The following is a 25581-nucleotide window of genomic DNA, read 5'->3' on the forward strand; positions in this document are numbered from 1 at the left end:
TTATATAAAAACCAAACCGAATACAGGGTGCTTAGTTATGTTAAAAATATTAAAGATCATTCCACTACTATTACAAATAATGGCTTTTGGTGTTGTTTATGGCTTGCTTGCCATAGCTCACTTCATCACTGTCATTTTCGGACTAAAGAGTTCAAACGCTCAGATTAAAGAAGCTGAGGGAGAGTCTCATGCCTGAACTTACTTTTATTGATGCCATAATTTTAATGGTTCCACAAATGGTTATCATTGGATTATTCTTCTCTATTTGCTATATCGTTAACTCCGCGATATCCTGGGTGATTAACTCATTAAAACACAGTAACAACAAAAATTTTATACGCCATAGTTTAGATATTTCAGAAACCCATAGATGAAAAAATATCAATTGTGCATTACGTCGATAAGGATATCGTCGCATCTAAAACCTTCCCTAAATAAGCAATCATTCTAAATAGATCCACGTTAACTCCTACAGCGTCAACACTTGAATCTAGCTCTGCAATACTCCACTACTTTAACTATACCAAATTAATAAAAATGCAGGCTAACCTAGCATTAATGGCACTGACCAATATAAAAAACTAGCCATTATTAAGAAATAATGACTAGGGTCTGCTGATTTTCTCCATTGATCGTGGACTGCTTTAGAACACGGTTTTCCATTCACCACTCATGTTAATTGGTGTAATAAGGCCTTGCTGTGTGAGTTTTTGCAGTTCATCTGTATGCTTGTCATATTTATCCTCACGCTTTTCATCATCGTGATGTAACCACAAAGCGAGACCGCCATAACTTGCCGTATAATGGAGCATTTGTTGATCGCCATTGGAGTTACCAACTGCGATTAGTGGAACGTTGTCTCCAAATGTTCGTTGAATAAGTTGTGACTTATGAGCCCAGTTATTAATCCATTCCGGTTGCGAAGTTCGAGTAAGTACACCCACACCGTTTTCAAAGGTTAGGTCATGCTTCATTGAGGTACCAAAGACTCTTTCCGGCGGTATGTTGTACAGTTCCTGGCTAAGTGGTCTTAAGAAATCAACTTCATCGGCAGTAAAGATAAACACCTTGAATTGATTTTGGTGCAAATAATCGATCAGCTCTTTCATAGGTTGATAGGTCAACCCTTGATAACCAACTTTGTACTTAGGGTGTTTCCAAGTTTTTAGGAACTGCTCGTTCTGCTTCTTGAAGACACTACTTGTCATTCCAGAATAGGGAACCCCTAATACTTGCTCTACGATAGAGTCTAGGCCGAAGCTCTCTATATCTAACAATTGACCATAGTGAGAAAGATCGGGTTTACCTTTTGCAACCATAGCCCATGGTTGACGATCTTTAAGGCTAGGATCTTTCTTGAGTTGCTCTCCTAAGGTATGAAAGACCGCTTGAAAATGAATATAGGTCGGTTTTTCATTCCACAAAGTACCATCATTATCAAATACGGCTATCCGCTGCTCCGGGGGCCTATATTGTTCGTTTGATTTATCTACTGTGTTGGCAATAAAGGTGACTATTTGCTGTTTCAGTGCGGTGTCATTCCAGCTTGATAATGCCTGCTGTGCGAATGCCAAAGGCGTAGAAAGTACCATGATAATGGTAAAGCCAAGTGCTTTTTTCATTAGCGCCATAATTAACTCCTTTCAAGTGATATTAAAAAATGCGGATGAGCTATTTATATGGCAAAAAAATGACTACTAGCTTACGTAACTTTCTCTATTTATTAATGGGTTTTTATTGTATTTTGTTTTACTAAAACTAAAGAATAGGTTTAAACATTTTCCCACACATTTATGCTTGCTGTTCTAAACACTGATAATTTACCTTCTTTTTATGATAATAAACGACTAATAACACGACGAGTTGTAATATTCCCCATACCATGACCATATCAAAAGCTCGAATCACAAAGGGTTCGATATTAAAGCCACTAGAGCGAGTATAAAGCGTGAGAGGTACTAGCACTGCCGACATAAACCCCACCTCAAAATTTGGGATATCCTTATGGCGCAACTCTTTGGTGTAAGAGTAGAAATAGACTGTGCTTGTAAATACAAATAAGAGCACCGCAAAAAACACAATATTATTAGGTTGACCCAACAATAAAACATGAAATAATAATGCGATTAAGCAACCTGTGATTTGGACTGGAACAACAGACCTGATTACGATGCGCCCTTGTTTGATGGTAGAACGAAGGCTTGCATTGATAACAACAGAAAGACAAAAGATGCCTCCACCAATATCCATCGTCAGAAAAGCGGCTAGAGCAATAGTAATCAAACTAACAATACCCAGTTTGTGCAAGCTGGTAATAGGCTCTTCTTTCTGTGCTTCTTGCTTAGGCATGCTAACTAATTTTGAAGGAAAAAGTTGGAAACACAACCAACCTAACGGGAGCATATAGGCCGTCCCTTTTAATAAGGTCATTATCGTATCTTCAACATAAATGCCATTTGTCATGTTAATAAAACCATAGCAATATAGAAATATAGGCGAGGTATATGCCAATATCTTAGAGGGATATTTGATTAGAGTGAGCATTACCCAAAGCAAGGCACAGCTCAACATCAAGCCAAACAACTGATTGGAGTAAAACATTTCACCTACTAGGGTACCCGCCACCAGAAAACAAAATATCCGAGCGATAAATATGCTTGAGACCTTAAGATTGAACTTAAGACCTGTGATAATAGCTGGTCCTAAGAAAACACATAGAACCACCTGTTGCAGGTTGATCAATTCTCCAATCACAATGGATGCGGTAAAGAAGACGCTGGCTCGAAGGATTGCATTTGTTTTCATTTACTGTTGCCCTAGTAGATATAGCGGAACAGAGATATAAATTTCATGATGACGGCAGAGAAACCACTCCAGAAACCATACCCTTCTGGTTTGATCATCACTGTTGCCTTCGAGCCTGAGATTAGCTCTTTTGGTATACCTTTCACCTCTATAGTGGTGCGAACTTGTTGGCTCTTTCTTATCCAACGCTCATCACGCTGAACATAGGCTTCTTTACCAAGGTCATTGTCGGTATGTTGGCTAAATTGCACCGCAGAGTCCTTCGAAATCACTCGCCCTGAGAATACTTTTCCAGGTATCGCATCAAAGACAATAGAAACGGTCGAATTCTCTAAACTACCTAGCGCTTTTTCATTAAAATTAGCAACGACATTGGTATCCGCATCAGAGGTGATGGCCATTTGCGCGCCCTTGCTAGAGATAGCTTCGCCAACATCTAATTGCAGATTCGTCAGCCAACCAGAAACCGGTGCATAAGTCATAGCTTTCGCTATCTTTCTGTCAGATCTATCAAGAAGTGCTTCGGCCAATAACAAACCACCATTTTCTCCATCCGCACCCAGTTTGATTTCTTTGGCATTCAATTCCAGCTTGTTTTGCTCAAGCTCACGAACTGAATCTAAGTAGTCTAGGTGTGCATCATCATATTGCTCTCGGCCAATAGCGCGTTTTTTCAATAATGTTTTATATCGCAGATAATGCTTACGCTTGTTATCGACAATTTCCGTTTGTTTTTCGATCTTTTTGTTAGCTTGTTCAATCTCAACCTCTAGGTTGGCTAGGTGCTGTTGAATGATCACCATGTTGGCATAGGCAATGTCTTTATCTTCAACCAGTTCACGTTTATCGATAGCGAAAACGGGTTCCCCTTTCTCTATGTACTGGCCGTTTTTAACGTAGATTTCACTCACATTGCCATCAATCTGCGTGGTTACTGACACAACGTTCTTCTGTACGTAGGCGTTGGTAGTGAAAGGAGCATGAATATCGCTTAACACCATACTAATACCAAAACCAAGTAGGCTAATTAGGACAAACTTACCCAACTTATTTGTGCTGCTATGCAGTGTCATACGCTTTGTTACCTTTTAATTCTTTCAAACAGCTCACTAACTTCGGGATACAACAACACGGGTTATCGATAAGTCTATTTTGAGCAATAAAAAGCAACTCATCTGAATAGTGAGTTGCTTCCATTCGTGACCAATATTTAGAGTCTAGGGTTAGCCTTCAAAAACCCAGTTTTGCCAGCTTTGCATTCGTAAAATCACTTTACGGACGATAGAGAACATCTCCCATTTTGGTGAGTACACTGCAACGTGGGCATCAGTGCCGGCAGGAATTGGCTGTCCATCTAATAATTCAGGTTGAGTCAGTTCAACTTTCACCAATACTCGGCCTCCAACTCTGTCTTTAAGCTCATTTAGGTTGCCCGAGGGTAAAACAGCACCTTGTTTAAAGATATCTAGCACCTCGACGACCTTGGCTTTGTATGCGTGGCCAGGAATCGTTTTGAAGGTCACCTCTGCTTCATAGCCAGGTTTAATATATCGAGCCGGATTCTGTTTAAATGCGGCCATAATGGTTTTCTTCTCTGCATGTACGAAGGTTAAGTTACCTTGAAATGGTACCACTCGACTCTTCATACCTGGTCGTAAAGCAACCTGCGTGACATAACCATCAGTCGGCGCAACAACGAGCGTTTTGCTTAGGTCATATTTAGCTTTGTCCAGCTCTGCCAAGTGCATGTCTTTTATCGCTGCTTGTTGAATGACTTTAGAATCGATTACATCCAGTTGAATGTGATTTTGTGCCTGCTCTGCCTTTAATTCCGCAATAGTATCTGTGAATTGGTCAACCTTGCGCTGAGAACTAAAGTCATCTTTAGCTAGGAAGCTAAAACGATCGAGTTCTTTTTGGTTATACACAATACTCGCTTGGGTTTTATCGATGGCTTCATAGGTCTGTTTCTTAGAAAGCTGAAGCTGCTCTATTGTCGCTTCAGTACTCACTACTTCGGCTTTGACCTTATCCACATCAGCTTGAAATGGTACAGGGTCAATTTGATAAAGAGGATCACCCTTCTTCAGTGCAATGTTTCCTTTTGCATACACATCAGTTATCTCTCCAGACACTTCCGATGTAATTGGAGTTGTCACACTGTACACGCCTGCAACCCTTGCTACCGGCTGGTACATTGCCATATACAAGAAGATCCACCCGACTAAAAACATACCGATAACTGCTGCTGTGGTAAGAGTCCATTTGTTTCTTGGAACCTTAAACACACGAAAGACAATCACACAAAGCGCGGCATAACTTAGGATTATTAACGTTTCCATTATTTTTCCCCTTCTTTATTTTTAGACAGAGCATCTATGCGTTTTGATAAGTCATCCAGTTGAGACTGTTGAGATGTATTGGCAGCAAAAGGGTCACTCAGCATTGCCCACACCCAAAGTATGGGCCACATAACGTGCATGAAAAATAGGCTGATCCAGCCTGCAACATGTATCGCATCTTTATGGGGATGATTGCGCTTAACAGCGATCTCATAAGGGATGTCATGAATAATAATCAGTCCGTACACTAAGATAAGTAGTACGAGGAATAAGATACCCAAAGACGCATAATCTAAAATAAGGTTCATAGCATTTTCTCTCTGTCTCTGATGGATTCGACCAATAAATCCATCAGTTGCAGAGAGAATAAAAGTTGAGCCTTAATTGATCGATAGTGTGAAGCTTAAACCTCATTTAAGTTTTACTTAATTGAGGTTTTTAGTCGCATCGATAAGTGCATCGCGAAACCATTTGTGTCCACGATCACTGCGTTGGGAGTGGTGCCAAGTCATATAAATAGGCACAGCTTTTGCTTCAAAGGGTAATTCACAGATCTGGAACCTATCACTTCTCGAAACCTTTTCAGCAATAGATCGAGCGTTAACACACAACCAGTCAGTGCCTCCGGCAAGTACGATCCCGGTAAGCGCAGAGCTCGTCTTGTAGGCAATTCTTCGCTTTGGCAAAACAGTATCTGTAACGGAATCGAGGGTATCGCTATCCATCCTCTGTGTATTCCACAAGATATGCTGCTCAGAGAAGAATTGCTCTGCTGTAATGCTATTTCCTGAAATGCGCGGATGGCTAGTACTGAATACCACTACGAGATCTTGTTCAAACAGCTTGTAATTATGATAACCATGTTCTTCTAGAGGCACAGTGGACAAAATGATATCCACTTTTCTTTGCCTAAGATCTGCATGCCGAGACTGTTCGTCAACATGCTCAATGTCGGCTTCAATTGTGGTATTTGGCGCATGTTCAGCACGATATTTGGTCAATGCAGGCACCACTAATAGGTCTATGTCTTTGTGGCTTGAGATGCGAAAGGTGCGATTGCTGTTTGGCGCGTCAAAGTGCTGGCGAGATTTAGCACCATTAAGCAGCATGCTTAATGGCTCCTGAACCTCAGCATGGAGCTCAACAGCGAAGTTGGTTGGCGCAATACCTCTACCATCACGAATAAACAAGGGGTCGTTGTATTGCTCTCTCAAGCGGTTGAGCGCTTGGCTTACCGCGGGCGCAGATATGTCCAAGGCCTCAGCAGCCACATTGACACTGCGAGCCTTCATTACGGCATCAAAGGTTTTTAAGAGATTGAGATCCATATCATCGACCAAGTCATTACTATAATGTTAAGTAATACTTAGCAGTTAACTCAAAATAAAGACAGCCTGACTTTATTATAGATCGCAATAAGCTGTCGTCGTTCTATTTACTGAGGTGGCCGACAACCGCTTTAAGTGATGGCAGGATTGTATGACCGAGAGCTTTAATCTCGTCAGTTGGCTCAACTAGGTCTGGAATCTGAATCATTTGCAGATGAGCAACAATGCCTGCTCTAACCCCATTATTGGAGTCCTCAAAACCAAGACAATACTGGGGTTCAACATTTAGTCGACTTGCCGCTAGCACATATATCTCAGGGTCAGGTTTGCCATGCGTAACCTCACAGCCGCAGGTCACATTATCGAAATACCTCTCTAGACCAGCCAGTTGTAATTTCACCTTAGCCAGACGAAGATCCGTTGAAGTCGCCACTGCCATTGGGATTTGATTCGCCTTTAACCATTCAAGAAGCTCAATCACGCCCTCTTTAATTGGGATCGCTTGATGCTCTGTAACCTCATGGTAATAGTTCATCCACAATTCGCGAAGTTTTGGATAGTCCAAATCATCAGGGTAACCACTGCGAATAGTGCGCTCTACACCTTGCGCGTTCTGGCCAATGATAGCTAGATACTCGGGTTATAAGAACTTGATTCCCAAGGTTTGACAGGCTTTGGCAAACGCATTTAGACACACTCGCTCTGTATCTAAAAGCAGTCCATCCATATCAAAAATAGCGGCTGTAAATGTCATCTCAGGTTCCCGGTCAAAAAAGCGAAGCCAATACTAACACAAAGAGCTAGACGAATAGAAAAAGCCTCCCGCCGAAAAAAAAACACTCAATCTATGCTTCAATCTAGTTTTTATATTTTCACTATCTCAGGAAATAAAGAGTACTTAGGAATCCATTGCACAAGTCAATGGCACATGCCCGCGGCTGACCAATATTACGCAGTCTTTCGATACACCCAAGCAAATTTCAACACATTCTTGCATGTAAGCAATAATCAAATGCAATCTGAGATATTTATCAAATTTCGCTCACAAAATAGACTCTCCATCCAAACTCATAGTCCGATTAACTGCTGGGACAGAGATACAAAGATGAGAGAGCAAATGACGAGCCTTCTTAAGCGAACCTTTTGTGTGATTGCAACATCTTCTTTGAGACTCACCCAAAATCCGGCATTTGGGGTTTAAAGCGAATGATTGCCACCTAGGCGCCATTCTCAATGCCTATTGCAACTCTTCAATTAGCCATGAGAGAAATAATGAGAAACTTAGTGATTATAGTATTGATTCTATTCATGTTTGGATGCAGTTCCCCTGATTCTCAAGAGGAACGAGATTTAGCGAGACAAGAAGTCAATAAGGTATCAAGTAGCGTAGTGAATCGATTGAGTGAACACTATATTGAGTTACCAGAACAGATTGAATACGCATACGGGTACGCTACGGTTCGAATGTCTGAGGTTCAACTTCCTGTTATAGGTAAATCTTCTGGCATTGGTTCTATTTACAATAATACCGATGGCACTATCACTTACATTGATATCGATAAATATGATATCGGCGCAGGTTTAGCATTCCACAAGTATGATGGTGTCGCCATATTCAATACTAAAGAACAACTAGAAGCCTATGAAGAAGGAGACTTGCGTCTTTCGTTAGCTGCAAACGCCAACATCGGTGATAGCGGTGGCAGTTCTAAGGCAACTATCTTGGGTGATGATCTGGATATTCCTATGTATGTACTGGATTACTCCGGTGCTTCTGCAGGAACCAGCGCACAGATCATTTCAACGTCAATCAATTACGACCTGACTGATACCGGCTTAGGCGATCGTCAGGTTGCAAACAAAGAAAACAGTAATGCAACAGCGACTACTGTTGCTAAAAATTGGGATAGAGCCCTTCCTTTCTATGCGCAAAACGTTATAGATAAGGGCTACTCCTTACCCAAGCCTTATGGGATAAGCGTTGTCTACACCAGTACCTATCAATATATGGACATCACGGGCTTAAACGTGGGTATCAATGGCTCCAAAAAGTACCCTATTGATTTTGTATCCTTCCATAACAGCAGTAACGACACTCAATCGCCACAGCTCAAACTGGATGCTTGGGTATTCCCATTCATGAATGTATTTGGCTCCATAGGAAAAATCAGTGGTACGGCTGATCTAGGGATTCAATTTAGCGGTAATGACCTCATTGGACAACTCGGGGCGGACTGTAGTGGTAGAATTCAGCCGCTAGTGTGTCGTTTGCAGGGCAAAGACCCTTTGTATAAGGTCACAGCAGACCTGAGCGGCAACAATTACACGGTAGGGACTATTCTCGCTACGGGTTGGCATGATTACTTTTTCACTTTGCCCATGTCATTAACCTATGCAGACATGAGTAAAAACGATGCTGAAGGCCTCATTGTTAATATAACTCCTCGTATTGGTAAAGTATTTCCAATTACAGCCTCTCAATCTGTCGCGCTGTATGGTGGTGCTACATATATCGACAGTACTCTGACCTTAACTGGTACTTATACCTATCAAGGTGTAGGGATAGATTACACGGTAGACCAAAGCAACGTTGATAAATGGTCTGGCCTTATTGGTGTTAATTATACCTTTAATAGAAACTGGTCTATCTCATCAGAATATGGATGGGTAAAAGACCGGAAGCACCAATTTGTATCCTCTTTAAACCGACGATTCTAAAAATAAACCTAACAAGAAAATAAGTTTGATAACTCAATTATTAGTGATGTCATCATCGAGATTATAAAATGAACAAAATGAATAGTTTAACCATAACATTACTATCTGTATTGTTAGTCGCATGCTCTAGTACACACTCTATAGATAAAAGGGTTACTGAAAGTAATTATGAGAGCGTCTCAATTGTTACCCCCCCTAAAATAGATAGTATCTACGATGAACCCTATCGATTTTTTGGAGATGAGACACCTAAATTCCTTCAAGACGTAAAAGATAACCATAATATTAATGACCTTGTAAAAAATGAAAATGTCGCACATATTATTGGCGATCAATATAATGTCTTAGTTTTATCTGGTGGCGGAGAGCGAGGCTCTTACGGCGCTGGAGTTCTCAATGGATTGTATGACAACGGTAAGCTACCTGAATTTTCTTTAGTTACAGGTGTAAGCACCGGTGCTTTAACCGCGCCGTTTGCATTTATTGGCGGCGAATACATTCATAAGTTAAAAGATGCCATGCTAGCCTTGAATGACCACGATATGCTGGATAAAAGAGGCTTCCTATGGCCGGCCTACAGCAACTCTATGGTTGAAGGCGATAAGTTCTATCAGTTTATCGTTGAAACTTATGACGACGAAATGATTGAGGCTATCGCTCAGGAATACAGAAAAGGTAAGAGATTACAAATAGGGACTACGCATTTTGATTCCGGGCGACAAATGGTTTGGAACATAGGTCGTATTGCTGATAGTGATATACCAAACAAAAGTGAAATTATTCATAAGGTATTAATGGCCAGTTCTTCGATACCAGGATTCTTCCCACCTCAATATTTCACTGTGTATTCCAATGGAAAGAAATATGAAGAAATGCATGTTGATGGAGGGTTATCTCATCAATTATTTTTCAACTCCTATGGTTTTGATCTAAAAGAAATATCGGCTATTTACGGGGTAACAGAAACACCTAATATTTATGTTATCAGAAATGGATATTTGAAAAATAACTTCAAACAAGTAGATGATGGGATTCTATCTTTGAGTGAAAGAAGTGTCGATAACCTTATTTTCTCTCAAACTAGAGGAGACCTATATAAAGAGGCATATATTACAAGAAAATCAAATGCAAACACATATGCAAGCTATATAGAGGAAGACTTTGAATATAAACCAAGTGATGAATTATTCTTTGACCAAGTTTACATGAAAAAATTATACGAATATGGATATCAAAAAGCCAAAAATAATCAGTTGTGGTCCGCATCTTTAGAGAACGGAAATCTGATTAAAGTAAAGAGTAAGAAAATCCCTTAAACAATAAGAGAGAATATCATGAAAAGAAATAAAGCAATATTGTTGTTGTCATTATCCGTATTTTCATCGTTAAGCTTTGCAAGTGTGATTGTAGATACCAAAGGGGTCGATATGAATCAATACAATATCGATTTACTAGAATGTCAGCAAATATCGACACAAGTACAAGAAGAACAGACAACAGGAGTAGGACGTTCCGTAGCAGGCACTGCAGCTAGAGGTGCCGCGCTTGGAGCTGCCGGTACCGCGATTGCAGGTGGTAGCGGTAGCGATGGCGCAAAAGTTGGTGCGGGTGTCGGTGTTGTTGGTGGGCTTATGCATCATAGACGTGACGTTGCCTATAATCAGGCCAAACATGATGAAGACGTCGATAACGTTCAAAAGCAATGCATGGTTGGCAGGGGCTACAAGGTATTAAACTAAAGGGGCTAGATTCTGGTAATTAAATATCATTCAAAGGCCTAAAACATTCTGTGTGATTCTTGCCTATCAACTCGATAAGGCAAGGTTCACACCTGCGTATGACCATCAGCACCATCAAGCCGTGATCTTGTCGCCCTGAAGCGATTCAATTAATTGTTGCTTGTATGCAAGGCTTAACCTTGATTTGAGGCATTTATCCCGCCTTACTCCGAAAATATACTTCCCAGTAAATAAATTCTATTAGCAGAATGATCTGCCTGAATATCAGTACAAGTCCATCGGATGGGCCCCTTATCACGCTCAATAATATCGGGAACATCATGTCGTTACCAAAGCTTAATGTGTCATACCTATTCGGTTTGATCATCATGTGTATTCATAGCTACGCCTTTGCCCAGGTTGAATCCACACCACTACGAACCTACGCAGCCTCGCCCTATCAATCCACTTCTCTGTCCACGCAATTGAGGAGTGCCTTTAGCGCCAGCAAAACAGAGATCTTCATGACATCGGCAATAGCCAGTGTGTGGGCACAAAGCAATGACTACCAACTTGATTACTATCAAAATCAGGTGTTCAGTGGCGTTCAAATTCCAATAAATAAAAAGTTTTCCGCTGAGGTAATGCTTCAGTATTCTTGGGCGGGTAACAATCACCTCGATTCATTAGTAGCAGGCTTTCACAATGCGTTTGGTCTAGAACAAAACGGACGAGACGAAGCAGGAGATGATCAGTTCAATATAAGCTCATCTTCAGGTAGTTCGGTCCACGATTTTGAAGGGCAAACAATGGCGGCAGCCTTGCACTCTTATCTCAGCTATCAATTTTTTGAAACCGACGAAAACGCCCTATCCATAGGTGGTTCACTTTATTACAACCATACCGACAATTCGGATTTCTCAAACATTAGCTTTGAACAAGGATTGCAGTTGAACTATTCACATCATTCGGGAAGAAACACCTTCTTTGGTACTCTCGGGGCGACCCATAGGAAGGACGACGTCGTACTTGATTCAATACCCGTGCGCGACACAACCGTATCTATAGCTGGGGGCTATTCTCTTGCTTTTCTAGAGCGATACGAAGCCATAGTCGAGTATCATTATTATCAGGGCATGCTAGACGATGGAAGTGCGTTTTCTGAGCCATCTAAAGAGTTTATATTGGGCTTTAGAGGGACCTTTGATTGGGCTGCTGTGGAAATTTCTGCTACTGAAAACATGGGCAACAAAGACAACTCAACGGACATCTACTTTACCGCAGGTCTTAGATTCTATATTTAATCTGTACTGACTCCCACTGTCTCAAAATAAGCATGAGTAAAGCGACTCATTCAACTCTGTACCTATTACCTTTGGATATGGCAGGACTAGGGTAACTAGGGTCTGTTGATCTTTTGAGTTTATTTTTGTAGCGATTTGTTGGGTATTTAAACAAGGCAGTCACTTTTAGGTGTGGTGGTTCCACATGAAAAGGGACTAACGCCGTAGAAATGCCCAACAAACGCTACCCGAAGGGCTCGGCTAGAAACCATTTACTCGTCGTTGAGCGTCTTTTGCTTAGATGACTAGGCGGCAAGCCCCTCGCCTTGATTAAATGGTTTCTAGTCGAGCAAAATTTAATCGCAAAAGGTCAACAGACCCTAGTCCTCTCAACAGACCTGAACCACTCAGACATTCTATTGGCATTAGGTAACCTTCGTGCATAAAAAAGGCCTTACAGATTCTTCTGTAAGGCCTCATTCAATCAATTAGCTTGTCCGTTAACCCTCAGGCTCTTCTATAACCTTTTCTGGATTCACTTCGTTTCCATAAGTCTTGTTTGACGACAGCTTAAGCTGATCACTAGCTCGGTTTTCTATCTTCGCCACCAAAGAATCCCAGCGGATACCGCGTTCGTTTTCAAACAAAGACTCGAAGTTTTTTGCGCTCCATTCGTGGAAGGCTAAAGGGTCCAGCGCGCGCCCTACAAAACGGATCTCATAGTGAAGGTGCGGTCCAGTGGAAAAGCCGGTATTACCAGAGTAAGCAACCAGTTGTCCCTTCTCTACAAAATCTCCTGATTTCACCTCAAACTTTTGCAAATGAGAGTACGACGTAGAGAAACCATGGGAGTGTTGCAGACGCAAGAAGTTACCTGAGCCCGTCTTACTTGGTCTAACGACTTCGACAACTCCGTCTGCAGTCGCATAGATAGGCGCACCTGTATTCACGGCATAGTCTATGCCTCGGTGCAGGGTTTTTCTGCCCGTCTTAGGGTGAATACGATAGCCGTAATGTGAGGAAACTCGCACATCCCCTACTGGGGAGCCATTCGGTATATTGTTCAGCATGTAGAGGCGTACAGATGATGTCACTGCCGCAGCATCAAGACGGCTTTCTAGTTCGCCATCTTTTTCAGAAACGCCAAGTACCACTTCCAAGTCACCTAACCTATCGGAAACCTGCTGCAATCGTTCTTCGCGTGCACCAAGGTCCCCTTCAAGTTCTACCTTCAAGTTTTGCAGTTGTTCAACTTCTTCGCTTAACTCTAAAGAACGGTTTTGCAATTCGGTCTGCTTCAAAAGCGCAAAGTCGACCTCATTGTTCAGATAGTAAATAGCAGCGCCACCCGCAATAATTGCAGCAACAAAAAAATAGCCAAAGCCCTTGAGGCATTGTTGTAATAATTTCCCCATCTGGAAATGACGAGTTCCATCGACAGTGGAAACTGTGACTATTACATGCTCTTTCATTCGCACCTTACTAACTGTTTAATTTTTAACCGGACGCGTATTCTACTAAAAACGATAAGATCAGCAAGTTTAACCTGCATTTATGGCGGGTTAAGGTAATTTCAACGAATTTTATGAATTAAAACTCTTTATCAGCAAAGCCTGTCACTTCATCGATACGCAGTGTTTTACCCAGTTTAGTCAGTGGGTGAACAACAACAATCCCCTTAACACGGCGCTTCAGTTGACCCATGTCAGCTTGTTCTTGCTTAGTGATTGGACGTGAAAATGGCTTATCAGATAGCTCTTTACGCTCTTTGTTTAGATCGTAGTTTTCTTTGTGCTTAAGCTGTGCAACCTGCTTTTCTAGCTTAGTGATCTCTTGTTCAAACTGAGTAATGATGGTTTGATCGCGACGAGAGATCGCAGCCGCTAGTTTGTGTTTGCACTTATCAATGCGGTTGTTCAGGTTTTGAATTTCTTTCTTTGCAGACATTTGCCGCTCCTAGTAAAAAAACGTGCCGTCATAGGACGGCACGTTAAATGGAATACGTGAAGTATATAGTGTGTTTGCCACGGAGACGACAATTTGATTAAGAAAAGCTTAGGATTCCGCTTGTTTGCGTATCGCTTTAAGTAATACTGAGGTATCCATGCGACCTAATCCTTCAGCAGAAAGCGCTTTGTAAGCTTCAGTGCTTGCTTCTGTTAATGGAAGTTTGAGATCGTGTTGTTTCGCTTCTTCTAAACAAAAGCCAAGATCCTTGATCATCCAGTCGATGGCAAAGCCAAAGTCGAATTTATCTTGCGCCATAGTGTTAGCACGGTTTTCCATCTGCCAAGATCCTGCCGCTCCGTTCTTCAGACAATCCACCAAGGTATGAACATCCAAGCCGGACTTCTCGGCCAACAACAAGCCTTCAGACAGACCCGTTAAGACACCCGCTATACAGATTTGGTTGACCATCTTCGCTCTTTGTCCCTGCCCTGCATTGCCCATCAGAACCGAGGACTTTGCATAAGCATCAAACACAATCTGCATTGCATCAAAATCGGATTGGTTGCCGCCACACATTACAGTGAGCACTCCGTTCTCAGCCCCTGCTTGACCACCCGACACTGGTGCATCCATAAACCTCAAACCAGCTTGAGAAGCTGCTTCTAGTAACTCTTCAGCGAGATTGGCTGACGTTGTTGTATGGTCAACTAAAATAGCGCCTGCCTTCATGTTAGCAATAGCACCAGAGGTTGAGGTAGTGACACTGCGAACATCATCGTCATTGCCTACACACACTAATACCACATCAGCACCTTTAACACAGTCAGCCACAGTAGCGAATGCTTGCCCGGCATACTCCTTTGCCCACTGCTCTGCTTTACTTGTAGTGCGGTTATATACGCGAACCTCAATACCAGCTTTAACTAAATGCCCAGCCATTGGGTAGCCCATCACACCTAAGCCAAGAAAACTCACCCGCATTGCTCACTCCTGTTTGTGTACTGTAGTTAAGCCCAGACTAGCATGTATAGGGTTGAATCAGTGTAACAAACATGAATTCTTTGATTCACAAAAATGACAAAAGGCCTGAGTACTCAGAACTATTGTCATCTATGTTTTTACGCTGGTTTGTTCTTCTTTCGATGTATTGTTTTTCGAGCATCGTTGTTTCAGGCGATGTGGTATCTTATCTTTGAGAATGGGATTCCCAATACTCAATCTGAGCTATTACAGCTTACTATTACTCTTGCTATCAGATATGCAAAGAAAATCCAAAATAAGATCAAGTAAAGGCTAATGAGTTCATAAGCAAGCCAGTCATCATATAAGCAACAAATCCTAGCAATTACTGCAAGAACAACAACTGCGCTAATTTCTATTATCCTTAAAAAGATTATCAATAGTATCAGTGTTATTTTTATATTTTTAATACCCTGATTAGCCGTCACTTCAGCTGCCTTTAAAGAAAGTAACATTCATATTGTCTGCTCAATTTATAGAGGTTGACTGCAAATCGACACCGTAGAATTACTGCATCACCAATATGAAATTCAAAATCAAGATTAGACCACGATCTATTTATTAAGTTATTAATATAAAAAATCCGCATCAACGGATATTGATGCGGATAAAAATAATAAACTTTCATTCTGTTGATCTATTAAAATTAGCAACAAAGCTATAGAAACAACCAAGATTCAAGTTAAAAAAAAAAGCGTTTTAGTGCCTATATTTATTTAAGGTCATAGGCAACCTTTGAGATTCCTTTCTCAGAACAAGATTATTACAGACGGAACGAATTAGAAGCTGTAGTAGACGCCTGCAACGATCGTTTGAGAGTCGTCGATTGCCCAATCAGCATCAGCAAATTGGTATTCTACAAAGGCTAAAATGTTATCCGCAACTGCGTAGTCAACACCAATGACTACGTTGTACGTATCACCTTCATCTACCCCCTCAATAGCATCCATGTCTGCAAATGCATAGGTAGTATAAAGGCGAGCTTCATTAATCTGGTAAGAGGCAGCAAGGCCCATAGTGTAGCCTTCAACAACAGAATCTGTTGGGTAGAATCCAAAGCTATCAAAACCTTCAAAATCCGCTAGAGTAGCAGCTAGATACAGGTTGCTGAAAGAGGTCGAAACTGAAGCACCATAAAGCTGAACATCTTCATCTAGAACGGTTTCACCTTGTAGGTAAGATGCACCAATAGTGAAGTATTCATGCTGGTAATCAGCTGAGAAACCGAAAGTATTGTCTATGTTAGTATCTGTATCTGTGTACACATCTGCAACTAGGGTTACAGGGCCAACAGTGCCTTTAACAACAATACCTTCACCACCAGATTCACGAGTGTTTCCACTGGTTGAACCCATGTAGTTACCTTCGTTAGTGATATCGTCTTTCTGGATTGCATCTAAAGATTCAGCAAGATCACCAACCTCACCAACTGCCGCGCCCCAGTTTTCCGTTTTGATGCCCACTAGGATGTCATCAAATGAAGCATCGTTGTCTGTGCCACGGTAATCAGAGCCCGCTTCAATTTCAAAAGAGGCAAACGCAGTTATTTTATCAGTGATCTTTTGCTCCGCATCCATTTGAACTTTAGCCCAAACCGCTACGCCGGCATCCGAGTCATCACCATTGATATCGGCCTTGGCAAAGTAAGCATCTACCTCACCGCTAATGCCCACAGTTGTTGTGTCGTTTGAATAGATTTCTGTAGCCATAGTTGAGGTTGCACATGATGCGATTAACGCCGCTAGAATTGACTTTTTCATTACCACTACCTTGTTTATTTTAATTTGATGCGAGCTAAGAAGCCCCAGTCAGTGGCGACAATTCTGCTGATCTAGATGTTCTCTTTGTACCGTAGATTTACCGCAATTGACGTAATAAAAAGGGATCTGTGATCCAGAGAGGTTGGCCCCATTTATAGGAATTAAATAAAGAAGAAATGAGAAAAGCCCAACCGGAGATACCCCGATTGAGCTTTGTTTCACTGAATACTCAGTAAAAAATTACTTGTATTGAGCGCGTTGCCAAATTTGCATTTTCTCAACGATTTGGTCGATTGAGAATGAACCCGGAACTTGGCGTGGCGGGAACTCTTGGAACGTTTGTAGGAACTGAGCTGTCGTTGCCGCACCTAGGTACATGTAAGGTAGATGTTCAACGTACCAGCGCTTGTACATACCCTCGTGATCTGCGATCTCGTAAGGGTCTTGACGAAGGTTAAACATCAATGGAGCTCGCAGTGGCTGGAAGTCACACTGCCAAGTTTCTAGGCTATGACATTCGTTACGAGAGAACATGATCTTGTAGTCACCCACTCGCACCGCTGAGATATCCCCGGCATCCGTCGCATAGATAAAGTACTTACGAGGCCAAGAAGCTAGGTTGTGGTGCGTTGTAGCCTTACCTGTTTCAAGTGCAGGAAGTAGATTGTAGCCATCTAGATGAACCTTGTACTTCTTACCGTTAAGGGTTTGACCCTTTTTAAGGTCAGCAACTAGGGTGTCGTTACCTGCTGCTGCAAGGAATGTCGGTGCCCAATCTAGGTGTGAAGCGATTTCATTGGCATAAGATCCCGCAGGAATCTTACCAGGGAAGCGCATCATTGCAGGTACGCGGAAGCCGCCTTCCCAAGTGGAGTTTTTCTCACCACGGAAACGAGCAGTACCGCCATCTGGCCAGCCCCACTTCTCTACGCCATTATCTGTGGTATAGGAAACAATGGTGTTGTCAGCAATCTTTAGATCGTCAAGCTTATCAAGAAGTTGGCCAACCATATTGTCGTGCTCAACCATACCGTCACCGTATAGACCGCCACGCTTAGAGATGCCTTTAGACTCTTCTTTTAAGTGCGTCCAGACGTGCATACGTGTCGAGTTGTACCAGACGAAAAATGGCTTCTTCTCTTTATGGGCACGATCAATGAAGTCTAATGCCGCAGCTAGGAACTCTTCATCAACAGTTTCCATACGCTTTTTCGTAAGCGGGCCTGTATCTTCGATTTTTCCATCGGCAAAAGAATGAATCACACCACGAGGGCCAAAACGCTTCTTGAACTCAGGATTTTGAGGGTAGTCCGGATGCTCTGGCTCTTCTTCAGCATTTAAGTGGTACAAGTTGCCAAAGAATTCATCAAAGCCATGCTCCGTCGGGAGCTGCTCATCAAGATCACCAAGGTGATTCTTACCGAACTGACCTGTCATGTAACCCTTGTCTTTAAGCATTGTCGCGATTGAAGGGTCTTCAGGTTTCATGCCTTGTTTAGCACCCGGCATGCCAACTTTAGTCAGACCTGTACGGATAGGGTGCTGACCAGTAATGAAGGATGAACGGCCCGCTGTACATGACTGATCACCGTAAAAATCAGTGAATAAGACGCCTTCGTTGGCGATACGGTCGATGTTCGGTGTCCAGTGCCCTGCTTGTCCCTTGGTGTAAGCAGAGATGTTATCTATACCAATATCATCACCCCAAATTGCAAGGACGTTTGGGCGAGAGGTATCGGTTGTTGCGTAACTTGCCATTGCGGTTGATGCAAGGGCTGCACCCATCGCCAACTGCAGAAATGTTTTTCTATTAAACATATATTCAAACCTAATTTTGTTGGTATTGATATTTGACCGAGACTGATTATTTGTAATTTTTAATTTTTGGTAACCAGTATTTTTACGGCTTTGAAAAATCAAAGGCGCCATATATTGAGCTGAATCAAGGTTAAAAATACAAAAAACCATAAACACAGAGCTAAATTATTGAAATAATTAATATTTATTTACAAACACCACCAAGTTCAACTTAATAATAAACAGTAAATCTATACCGTATTATTACTGCATAAACCTTCAAATTTCTGACTTAATATCAGCAAAAATATCTAATGAGTTAATTAAGGACCATCTATGAGTTTAATTAGCATGCCTTTTGTCGATACGAGCTTCGACACGGGATTACATGTTGTCGGTGCCGTGGTACTGATCGGAACAATTGTTGGCGCTTTATATGCGTTCTGGAAGTGTCATGAGCTACCTATTCACCATGCAGACAAAAAAAAGCATGGTCAGATGGGCCTGGTCACCATTCTTACTTGGATCGGATTTATATGGCACTGGGTTTGGGTATTGGCTGTGATCGTGGCCTACGTCGATTCTGAAACAACCATTCGCAATTTTAGAAAAATTTGGAATGACGCTACACCAAGCAACCAAAAAGAGGAGAGTGAAACATGTTAGAAGGTTTAGCCGTCTGGGCCATTTTTATTTATTTGCTTCGCTTAATCGGTATCCCTTGGACAGCCCCCTTTAAAGGCTTTGCTTATGGTGGTGGAACCATCTGGTTACTGTTTGTTTGGGTTGGTTTAATTACTTGGGCACCGATGGACCTTTCTGGCGGGTCGGTCGTGCAAGCTCCGCATATCCAACTTCGTCCAGGCTCAACTCAAGTGACTGGCGAGATTACAAAGCTACACATTAAGCCCAACCAAACTATCGAAAAAGGTCAGCTAATCTATGAGCTCGATCCTGCCCGGTATGAGGTTGCAGTAGCACAAACAGAGGCACAGTTTAAGGTTGCACAAGCGTCTTACGAATCGAGTCAACAGGACGTCAAAATCGCAATGACAAACTATAAGTCTTCTTTAGAAGATGTTGTGATCATCGAAAATCAAATTACGGCAACCAAACAAAACCTACAGCTCAAGCAACGCACCTTTAAACGATTTCTTGACCAAAATGCCAAGGTAAGTAACTCAGTAACCGAGTTGAACCTTGATCAAAAGAAGACAGAAATTGACATTCTATTGAGCGAGATTGAGATCCTTAAGAGTCAGCATGATAAAGCAGTTATCACGACTCAGAAGAACAAAAATCAAATAGGAAAATCAAACCTAATTGTAGAGAGCAAATTAGCCGACCTTAGCAACAAGCAACAAGCCCTAAAGCAGGCAGTGTGGAATCTGGACCAGACAAAAGTACATGCTCCAACCAATGGCTATGTCACGAACTTCATGGCTCGTGAAGGACAGTTTGTCGGCGCAGTGCCTAGATTAAGCATGTACAGCGAAGAGAAGTTTGTTCTTATGCGTATCAACCACCAAGCCTTCCGTAACGTAAAGGTAGGTCAGCAGGCTGAGTTTGCTTCTGCTATTTATCCGGGCAAGGTATTTAGCGCTACTGTTGAAGGCATTGTAGAAGCAACAGGTGAGTCACAAGGTTCGTTGCTTGCCAAAGAAACCAACGTACGCGCCACAACCGGTAAGAACGTCATGAACAAACATCACTTTGTTCGCTTGAAAATCCATGAGCCAGAAGGCTACGACATACCTGTTGGTGCTGTTGGTCTAGCATGGGTGAACGCAGAAAAACCTATTCCATTCCTAAATTTTCTTAACGTCATTCGCGGCATCATTATCCGAATGAAAACGCAGATCTATTACTTGTATAGCATGTAATTCCGTCATTTCTCGTAACGCCCCCGATACGCAATAAAGCGCGCACTCGGGGGAGTTCTTACTACTTAAACAGACTAATTATGAAAAAAATACTGATTACACTTAGCTTGTTTGCCAATGCAGCCAGCGCTAGTGGTTTACTGATGCAAGAAGCAGTAACGGCCAATGCTGGTACAGCAGGCGCAGGCGATGGCGTATACACAGAATCTGTCGCTTCTGCTTGGACAAACCCCGCAACAATGTCACATATGGGTAAGAGAAAAACCTCCATAAATCTGATGGCTCTTGACCTCAAAATGGATTATATCGATGCAACCAACCCACAGGGAAACGGCAATGCTCATACCCAGATGCCCTCTCTAGGTATTTTCCACACAGTGCAACTCAATGAAGACGTTCACTTGGGCCTAATATTTGGCTCCGTTGGTGGCACCATAGTTGAGTATGGCGATGAATGGCAGGCTGCACCATACCTTGATAAAGCCTTGGCATCGGCAATTCAGCTCAACCCAAGCCTTAGTTTTAAAGTCACAGAAAAGGTGTCGGTCGGCATAGGGGCACAGCTTAACTATGGCTTTCTCGAGGTAAAAACCTCAACCTTTGAAACAGATAGAGATGGCGACTTCGCGTTTGGTTTTAATGCGGGAGCTCTGTACAAAGAAGAACACTGGTCTATTGGCCTGAGTTATCGCTCGAAGCTAGAACATGAATTTAATGTTAATGCTAAAACAACGAATCAAGAAAACATTCAGATTGGCACAGAGTTAATGTTCCCGGCCATTGTTGATGTAAGTGGTAGCTACGACATCACAAACAGCTTCATTTTGCTCAGCAGCGTTCAATGGCATAAGTGGAGTGACTATGCCAGCACTCCTATCTACAACGACACCATCAATAGCCGCCCATACTTACCACAAGGTATCACCCGTGGTTGGGACGATGCATGGAAGTTCGCAATCGGTGCCGATTACCAAATCACTCGTCAATGGGCTGTAAAAGCGGGCTTCTCTTATGAGACATCTTTGCAAGATGACCCTACTCAACAGTGGGTTGATATGCCCGTTGGTGAACAGTTCCGCTACTCTCTTGGCCTAACTACCCATTGGGATACTACTCGTATAGACCTATTCTATGAATATGCAGACCTAGGTTCCGTTGAGATTCAACGTGATACAGTCGGTATCGTTGGAGCCTTTGAGGGACAAATTCACTTTGTTGGTGCCAACGTGACTTTCTAATCTGTCCTGATTGAGATGCCACTTAACAGTGGCATCTCTTTTTAACTTAGAAACGATAATCCACACCAAAGGACGCAGTGACTTCTTCAGAAGTCTCGTCGATTGATAGTGACTCGTTTTGCACAGAAATTACGTCATATTTAAGCTCAAAAAGTATGTTGAAATCCTTGTCGGCTACCTTAGTTTTAATGCCTTGCACCCACATAAGGTTGGCGACCTGCATATCAACACCGCTGTATGAAGAACCTAGGTTCACGTTGAATACAGAAAAGTGAGTATCATTCCAAGGGTGTAGAGCGTATAGGTTTACTGAACCCAAATGGGAAGTGTCACCATCCAGTAATGTCACTACATGATTTGGCGTAAGGGAAGGATAGCCTCCGGTTGGCGTAAGTTGTGAGTTAAGTACTTCAGCTAAATCATCGGTTTGGAAGTCCACATAGGTGTAATTCAAGGATGGGAAAAACAGCGTTCCATCCCCGCTAGAGAGTGGAAGCATATAGCCACCGGTATACATGTTGGCGACATCTTCCAGGTGGTAAATATCAACATAAACACCACCAAAACGGTCAAAGTGAGCACCACGTAGGCGAGCATTATGAGATTGAGTGTAGTATTCGGCAAAACCAACGGTTTGAGATATATCACTGGTTAAACCGCTTGCACCGCCACCAGCGAGAAGCTTTATTTCGCCTTCGTCATCAGCAAGCACAGCCGCTCTTAATGATGAATTTCGAGGGTCAGCATCGTGATATTCATCCGAGTTATTGCCATCACTAGCGAAAGAATGGTTCGTTGTTAAAAATAAACTGATGGCAATAGCCGTTAGCTTTTTATATTTGAAAAGCATGGGAAACCTTTAATTATTTATATCTCTGTAATGAGATAAATAATATCAACGTTAGTTTTCCAGGCTACTTATTCGGCATATAAGCAATGCTTAAAACAGTGTAATAAATTAAAGGTTAGACATATATGCACACTAAATATCAAGACTCTTTAAATCTTAACTATCTACGTGTATTCAACGCTTTATATTTAACTAAGAGCACAAAAAAGGCCGCAAAAATGTTGGGTATATCGCAATCTGCAATCAGCCAAACACTGTCCAAGCTGCGTGAATACACACAAGATAAACTGTTTTATGTTGTCGGCACCGAACTTCAAACAACACCCAGAGCGGATATCATTGGGCAAGGGCTGAACAATCAGATACAACAGCTTGATGCCAAGTTTACCCAGCATCTATTCGATAGTCCGGAAACCTTCAACGGCGAATTGACTATCGCTGTATCCAGTATTTTCCTTGAGGCTATTGCTTCAGAATTAACTCATCTAGCCTCAGAAGAGGCCTTTCCAAATGCCAAGATAAACATTGTAAACTGGGACGATGAGACCGGAAGTTCTATGGTCAATGGCACAGTGCATATGGGCCTAAACTTTTTCCCAATAGAGCACCCCAAGACCATTCGAGCAGTTCGTCTGACCTCAACAACACCCGTAGTCATTGCACAAAAAAACCACCCATGGTTGCAGACGGATCTCAGTGCGAATGAGTTTATTCAGTACCCGACGGGGGGCATCTTGATGCCAGGATTAAGTGACTTCAATGCGGTATTAGAACGAAATAACCTAGAGTGGTTCAAATTTAAGTATCGCTCAGCAAGCATGTCTGTTCTTGCAAGCCTAACCAAATCCTCACCTTTGTTAACGGTAACGGAAGGGCTCTCTGCATCAATGTGCAATGATGGTTTCTCGTGTGTACAGCCCAAGTGGTTGGAAGATCTAACCAAAGAATCCTTTAATCATGCGATTTATTACCTCGACAAAAATCACTCAAATCCACTCTATAAGTATGCCACTGATATTATTCATGAGCTGTTAATTAATAGAATGAACGATTTAAAAAGTAGAATGATTACCACACCAATATTATGAACCTATGTATTACGGTATATTTACGGTTTCTTTATTTTCAATTTACATTAAAGTGTTATTCATACTTAAACGTCTATTAATATGCTTGCTTGGTTTAACTAAGCTGGCAGAGTTTGCATGCGTATAAAAATCTTAATGTTATGTTCCCAAAAGAACATACAAAGTATCTGCCGATGATTATTATGCGTCTCAACGAATTTGGTAACAAACCCTTACAGATTTTAGTGCAATAAGACGCGCTAGGTTTGCTAATAATCAACAGCAGAGACTACAGACAATGCATGCAGAGAAGTTGGAAAGTTTTGAGGCGTTCTTATTTAGGCAGAGTGAAGTTCTAACCCAAACTTCGATCGACAATTTTACTGAAACCCTGCATACACTCATTATCAACACACTAGAGTGGTTCGAGATTGATCGTTTAACGATCTTTCCTGGCTCAAATATCCTTTTTAGCGAAGGCAAAACGCTCTCTGTATCACGCGATCACGTCGCCCCCCTTAACGTTTCACAGTTCCAAGACCCAATTTATGCGGACTACTTTAAGCTGTTGAAGTCAAAATCCCTTTATCAATTATTTGATCATAAAGAGCTAGAAACCCATAAATTTGATGTACTCAGTGCACTTGCCAAAAGTGGCGCTAGAGAACATGGAATGATAAAACTGGAGCTTTATGGGGCAAATTGGGGCGGTCTTTGCTTCACTCGATTCAAGGATCAGCCGGATATCGAGATGAACGAAAGTCAGATGCAACGCTTAAAAATGTTGGGCAATATGTGGCTTTGTTTCTGGCAGCACCTGAAGGTATCCAAAAGCCTCAACAGTGTTGGTGATTCTTGTAGCGTGCTAAGTTCTACAACTGACGATGAGAAAATATTACTTTTGAGCGATAAGCAGCTCAATGTACTTAGCTTGCTGGCTAAAGGGTATACCGCCAAAGAGTGTGGAGAAAGGCTGTTCTTAAGCTCAAGAACCATTGAGTCTCATAAGTATCGAATGATTGAATTGCTCGATTTGTCCAACAATACCGAGTTAGTGCAGTTTGCTCTGCGCAATGATCTGGCTGTGGCCTAAACCATTAGACAGGGAACGTCTAATTTTAACTTTTAGTGGGGTTTTTCATCATTAAATTCATTGGTGATAAAAGCTTTGAAAGAGCCTCAATATCCTTAATCAGTACCTTATTCCTTTGCACCTCTATCAATCCTTGTTTTTCAAACCCTTTCAATACTTCATTTAATCTTGGGCGTGAAAGCCCTGTAATCGAGCTCAACTGTGCTTGTGAAGCATTGATAGTCGTTCCGCTCTGACTCTGCCTGCTGTGTAGTTCCAAGAGAACATACATCACCTTTTGCTCTTTTTGATGAATAGCAGATATCATTGCTTGCATGATAAACGACTGTGCATGAACGCCAGCATTAAACAGCCACTTGTAGACTAGAGGTTCTCTCTCAGCCAATTTCAATACCTTAGCCTCGGGAAACATAAGGAAATGTATATCCTCTAGCTCCTCTGCAACCCCAAAAATCTTGCGTCCAGTTCCCATGTTCAATGCCCCAAACCAATCTTTGGCACCCACAACAGCTCCTAATACGCTTTTAGTGTCATTGGTCGTAAAACACAGTCCACAAGAGCCTTTCACCACATAGTAAACCCCGGGCACCGAACAATAGGACAGCGTGAATGGCAATGCTTTGATTCCTTGGCAAGGAACCGCGATATTGAGCAATTGTTCTTTAAGCTCATTGGGCAGGTCACAAGGCCATACGATATCTTCGATTGTCATATTCTCAAACAAGCACT

The 25581-nt window shown here is 42.0% G+C and carries 23 protein-coding genes and 1 pseudogene; 10 read left to right on the forward strand and 14 right to left on the reverse strand.

The annotated features are described in order from the left end of the window. The first annotated feature begins 37 nt into the window (after positions 1-37). Positions 38-196 (forward strand): hypothetical protein, encoded by a 159-nt coding sequence (locus tag D5I41_RS21180; protein WP_162892786.1) that lies wholly within the window; start codon positions 38-40, stop codon positions 194-196. Between the two features lie 448 nt (positions 197-644). Here the strand turns inward: D5I41_RS21180 and D5I41_RS03445 are convergent, their stop codons facing one another. The 7 genes and pseudogenes from D5I41_RS03445 to D5I41_RS03475 form a co-directional block, all read right to left on the reverse strand. Continuing rightward, positions 645-1631: an HAD family hydrolase gene (locus D5I41_RS03445; RefSeq protein WP_119008517.1), complete on the reverse strand. Its 987-nt coding sequence runs from the start codon at positions 1629-1631 to the stop codon at positions 645-647. A 160-nt stretch (positions 1632-1791) separates the two neighbouring features. Next, positions 1792-2805 (reverse strand): hypothetical protein, encoded by a 1014-nt coding sequence (locus tag D5I41_RS03450; protein ID WP_119008518.1) that lies wholly within the window; start codon positions 2803-2805, stop codon positions 1792-1794. Positions 2806-2816: 11 nt separating this feature from the next. Next, positions 2817-3878 carry an HlyD family secretion protein gene (locus D5I41_RS03455; RefSeq protein ID WP_119008519.1) on the reverse strand — a complete coding sequence of 354 codons (1062 nt, stop codon included), beginning with the start codon at positions 3876-3878 and terminating at the stop codon, positions 2817-2819. Positions 3879-4028: 150 nt separating this feature from the next. Next, positions 4029-5147 (reverse strand): HlyD family secretion protein, encoded by a 1119-nt coding sequence (locus D5I41_RS03460; RefSeq protein WP_119008520.1) that lies wholly within the window; start codon positions 5145-5147, stop codon positions 4029-4031. Further along, on the reverse strand, positions 5147-5455 hold the full coding sequence (locus D5I41_RS03465; protein ID WP_119008521.1) for a DUF3302 domain-containing protein: 309 nt from the start codon (positions 5453-5455) through the stop codon (positions 5147-5149). The genes D5I41_RS03460 and D5I41_RS03465 overlap by 1 nt, the downstream gene beginning before the upstream one ends. A 117-nt stretch (positions 5456-5572) precedes the next feature. Next, positions 5573-6475, reverse strand: coding sequence for a LysR family transcriptional regulator (locus D5I41_RS03470; protein WP_119008522.1), 903 nt, complete (start codon positions 6473-6475; stop codon positions 5573-5575). Positions 6476-6578: 103 nt separating this feature from the next. Next, positions 6579-7229 (reverse strand): annotated as a pseudogene (locus D5I41_RS03475) (HAD family hydrolase). A gap of 530 nt (positions 7230-7759) precedes the next feature. Here D5I41_RS03475 and D5I41_RS03480 point away from each other — a divergent pair. From D5I41_RS03480 to D5I41_RS03495, 4 genes are all read left to right on the forward strand, one after another. Beyond that, the gene (locus D5I41_RS03480; RefSeq protein ID WP_235868848.1) at positions 7760-9193 is read left to right on the forward strand and encodes a hypothetical protein; all 1434 of its coding nucleotides are present in this window, start codon (positions 7760-7762) and stop codon (positions 9191-9193) included. A 77-nt stretch (positions 9194-9270) separates the two neighbouring features. Then, entirely contained in the window at positions 9271-10509 is a 1239-nt protein-coding gene (locus tag D5I41_RS03485; protein ID WP_119008523.1) for a patatin-like phospholipase family protein, read from the forward strand. A gap of 18 nt (positions 10510-10527) precedes the next feature. Next, positions 10528-10932, forward strand: a complete 405-nt coding sequence (locus D5I41_RS03490; protein ID WP_119008524.1) for a glycine zipper family protein — start codon at positions 10528-10530, stop codon at positions 10930-10932. A 320-nt stretch (positions 10933-11252) separates the two neighbouring features. Then, complete coding sequence (locus D5I41_RS03495) at positions 11253-12215, forward strand: DUF3187 family protein (protein ID WP_162892787.1); 963 nt, start codon at positions 11253-11255, stop codon at positions 12213-12215. Between the two features lie 479 nt (positions 12216-12694). Here the strand turns inward: D5I41_RS03495 and D5I41_RS03505 are convergent, their stop codons facing one another. The 5 genes from D5I41_RS03505 to D5I41_RS03530 all read right to left on the reverse strand — a co-directional run bounded on the left by D5I41_RS03505 (position 12695) and on the right by D5I41_RS03530 (position 18742). Next, positions 12695-13666, reverse strand: a complete 972-nt coding sequence (locus D5I41_RS03505) for a M23 family metallopeptidase (protein ID WP_162892788.1) — start codon at positions 13664-13666, stop codon at positions 12695-12697. 118 nt (positions 13667-13784) lie between these two features. After that, complete coding sequence (locus D5I41_RS03510; protein ID WP_119008527.1) at positions 13785-14141, reverse strand: YibL family ribosome-associated protein; 357 nt, start codon at positions 14139-14141, stop codon at positions 13785-13787. Between the two features lie 108 nt (positions 14142-14249). Next, a complete protein-coding gene (locus D5I41_RS03515; protein ID WP_119008528.1) occupies positions 14250-15125 on the reverse strand; it encodes an NAD(P)-dependent oxidoreductase in 876 nt (291 codons plus the stop codon). 818 nt (positions 15126-15943) lie between these two features. Further along, complete coding sequence (locus D5I41_RS03525) at positions 15944-16924, reverse strand: porin (protein WP_119008530.1); 981 nt, start codon at positions 16922-16924, stop codon at positions 15944-15946. Positions 16925-17164: 240 nt separating this feature from the next. Next, the gene (locus tag D5I41_RS03530) at positions 17165-18742 is read right to left on the reverse strand and encodes an arylsulfatase (RefSeq protein WP_119009226.1); all 1578 of its coding nucleotides are present in this window, start codon (positions 18740-18742) and stop codon (positions 17165-17167) included. A gap of 315 nt (positions 18743-19057) precedes the next feature. On the opposite strand from D5I41_RS03530, the gene D5I41_RS03535 reads away from it, so the two are divergent. The 3 genes from D5I41_RS03535 to D5I41_RS03545 all read left to right on the forward strand — a co-directional run bounded on the left by D5I41_RS03535 (position 19058) and on the right by D5I41_RS03545 (position 21842). Beyond that, on the forward strand, positions 19058-19387 hold the full coding sequence (locus tag D5I41_RS03535; RefSeq protein WP_119008531.1) for an MFS transporter: 330 nt from the start codon (positions 19058-19060) through the stop codon (positions 19385-19387). After that, complete coding sequence (locus D5I41_RS03540; RefSeq protein WP_119008532.1) at positions 19381-20604, forward strand: HlyD family secretion protein; 1224 nt, start codon at positions 19381-19383, stop codon at positions 20602-20604. The genes D5I41_RS03535 and D5I41_RS03540 overlap by 7 nt, the downstream gene beginning before the upstream one ends. 80 nt (positions 20605-20684) lie before the next feature. Then, the gene (locus D5I41_RS03545) at positions 20685-21842 is read left to right on the forward strand and encodes an OmpP1/FadL family transporter (protein ID WP_119008533.1); all 1158 of its coding nucleotides are present in this window, start codon (positions 20685-20687) and stop codon (positions 21840-21842) included. Positions 21843-21888: 46 nt separating this feature from the next. Here the strand turns inward: D5I41_RS03545 and D5I41_RS03550 are convergent, their stop codons facing one another. Next, complete coding sequence (locus D5I41_RS03550) at positions 21889-22692, reverse strand: hypothetical protein (protein WP_235868849.1); 804 nt, start codon at positions 22690-22692, stop codon at positions 21889-21891. Positions 22693-22817: 125 nt separating this feature from the next. On the opposite strand from D5I41_RS03550, the gene D5I41_RS03555 reads away from it, so the two are divergent. Both D5I41_RS03555 and D5I41_RS03560 read left to right on the forward strand, forming a co-directional pair. Beyond that, positions 22818-23780, forward strand: coding sequence for a LysR family transcriptional regulator (locus D5I41_RS03555; protein ID WP_119008534.1), 963 nt, complete (start codon positions 22818-22820; stop codon positions 23778-23780). 277 nt (positions 23781-24057) lie between these two features. Next, the gene (locus D5I41_RS03560; protein ID WP_119008535.1) at positions 24058-24852 is read left to right on the forward strand and encodes a response regulator transcription factor; all 795 of its coding nucleotides are present in this window, start codon (positions 24058-24060) and stop codon (positions 24850-24852) included. A gap of 25 nt (positions 24853-24877) precedes the next feature. Here the strand turns inward: D5I41_RS03560 and D5I41_RS03565 are convergent, their stop codons facing one another. After that, on the reverse strand, positions 24878-25576 hold the full coding sequence (locus tag D5I41_RS03565) for a Crp/Fnr family transcriptional regulator (protein WP_371860096.1): 699 nt from the start codon (positions 25574-25576) through the stop codon (positions 24878-24880). Positions 25577-25581 lie beyond the last annotated feature (5 nt).

Origin of the sequence: Vibrio superstes, from assembly GCF_003569005.1 — a bacterium.
GTDB lineage: Bacteria > Pseudomonadota > Gammaproteobacteria > Enterobacterales > Vibrionaceae > Vibrio > Vibrio superstes.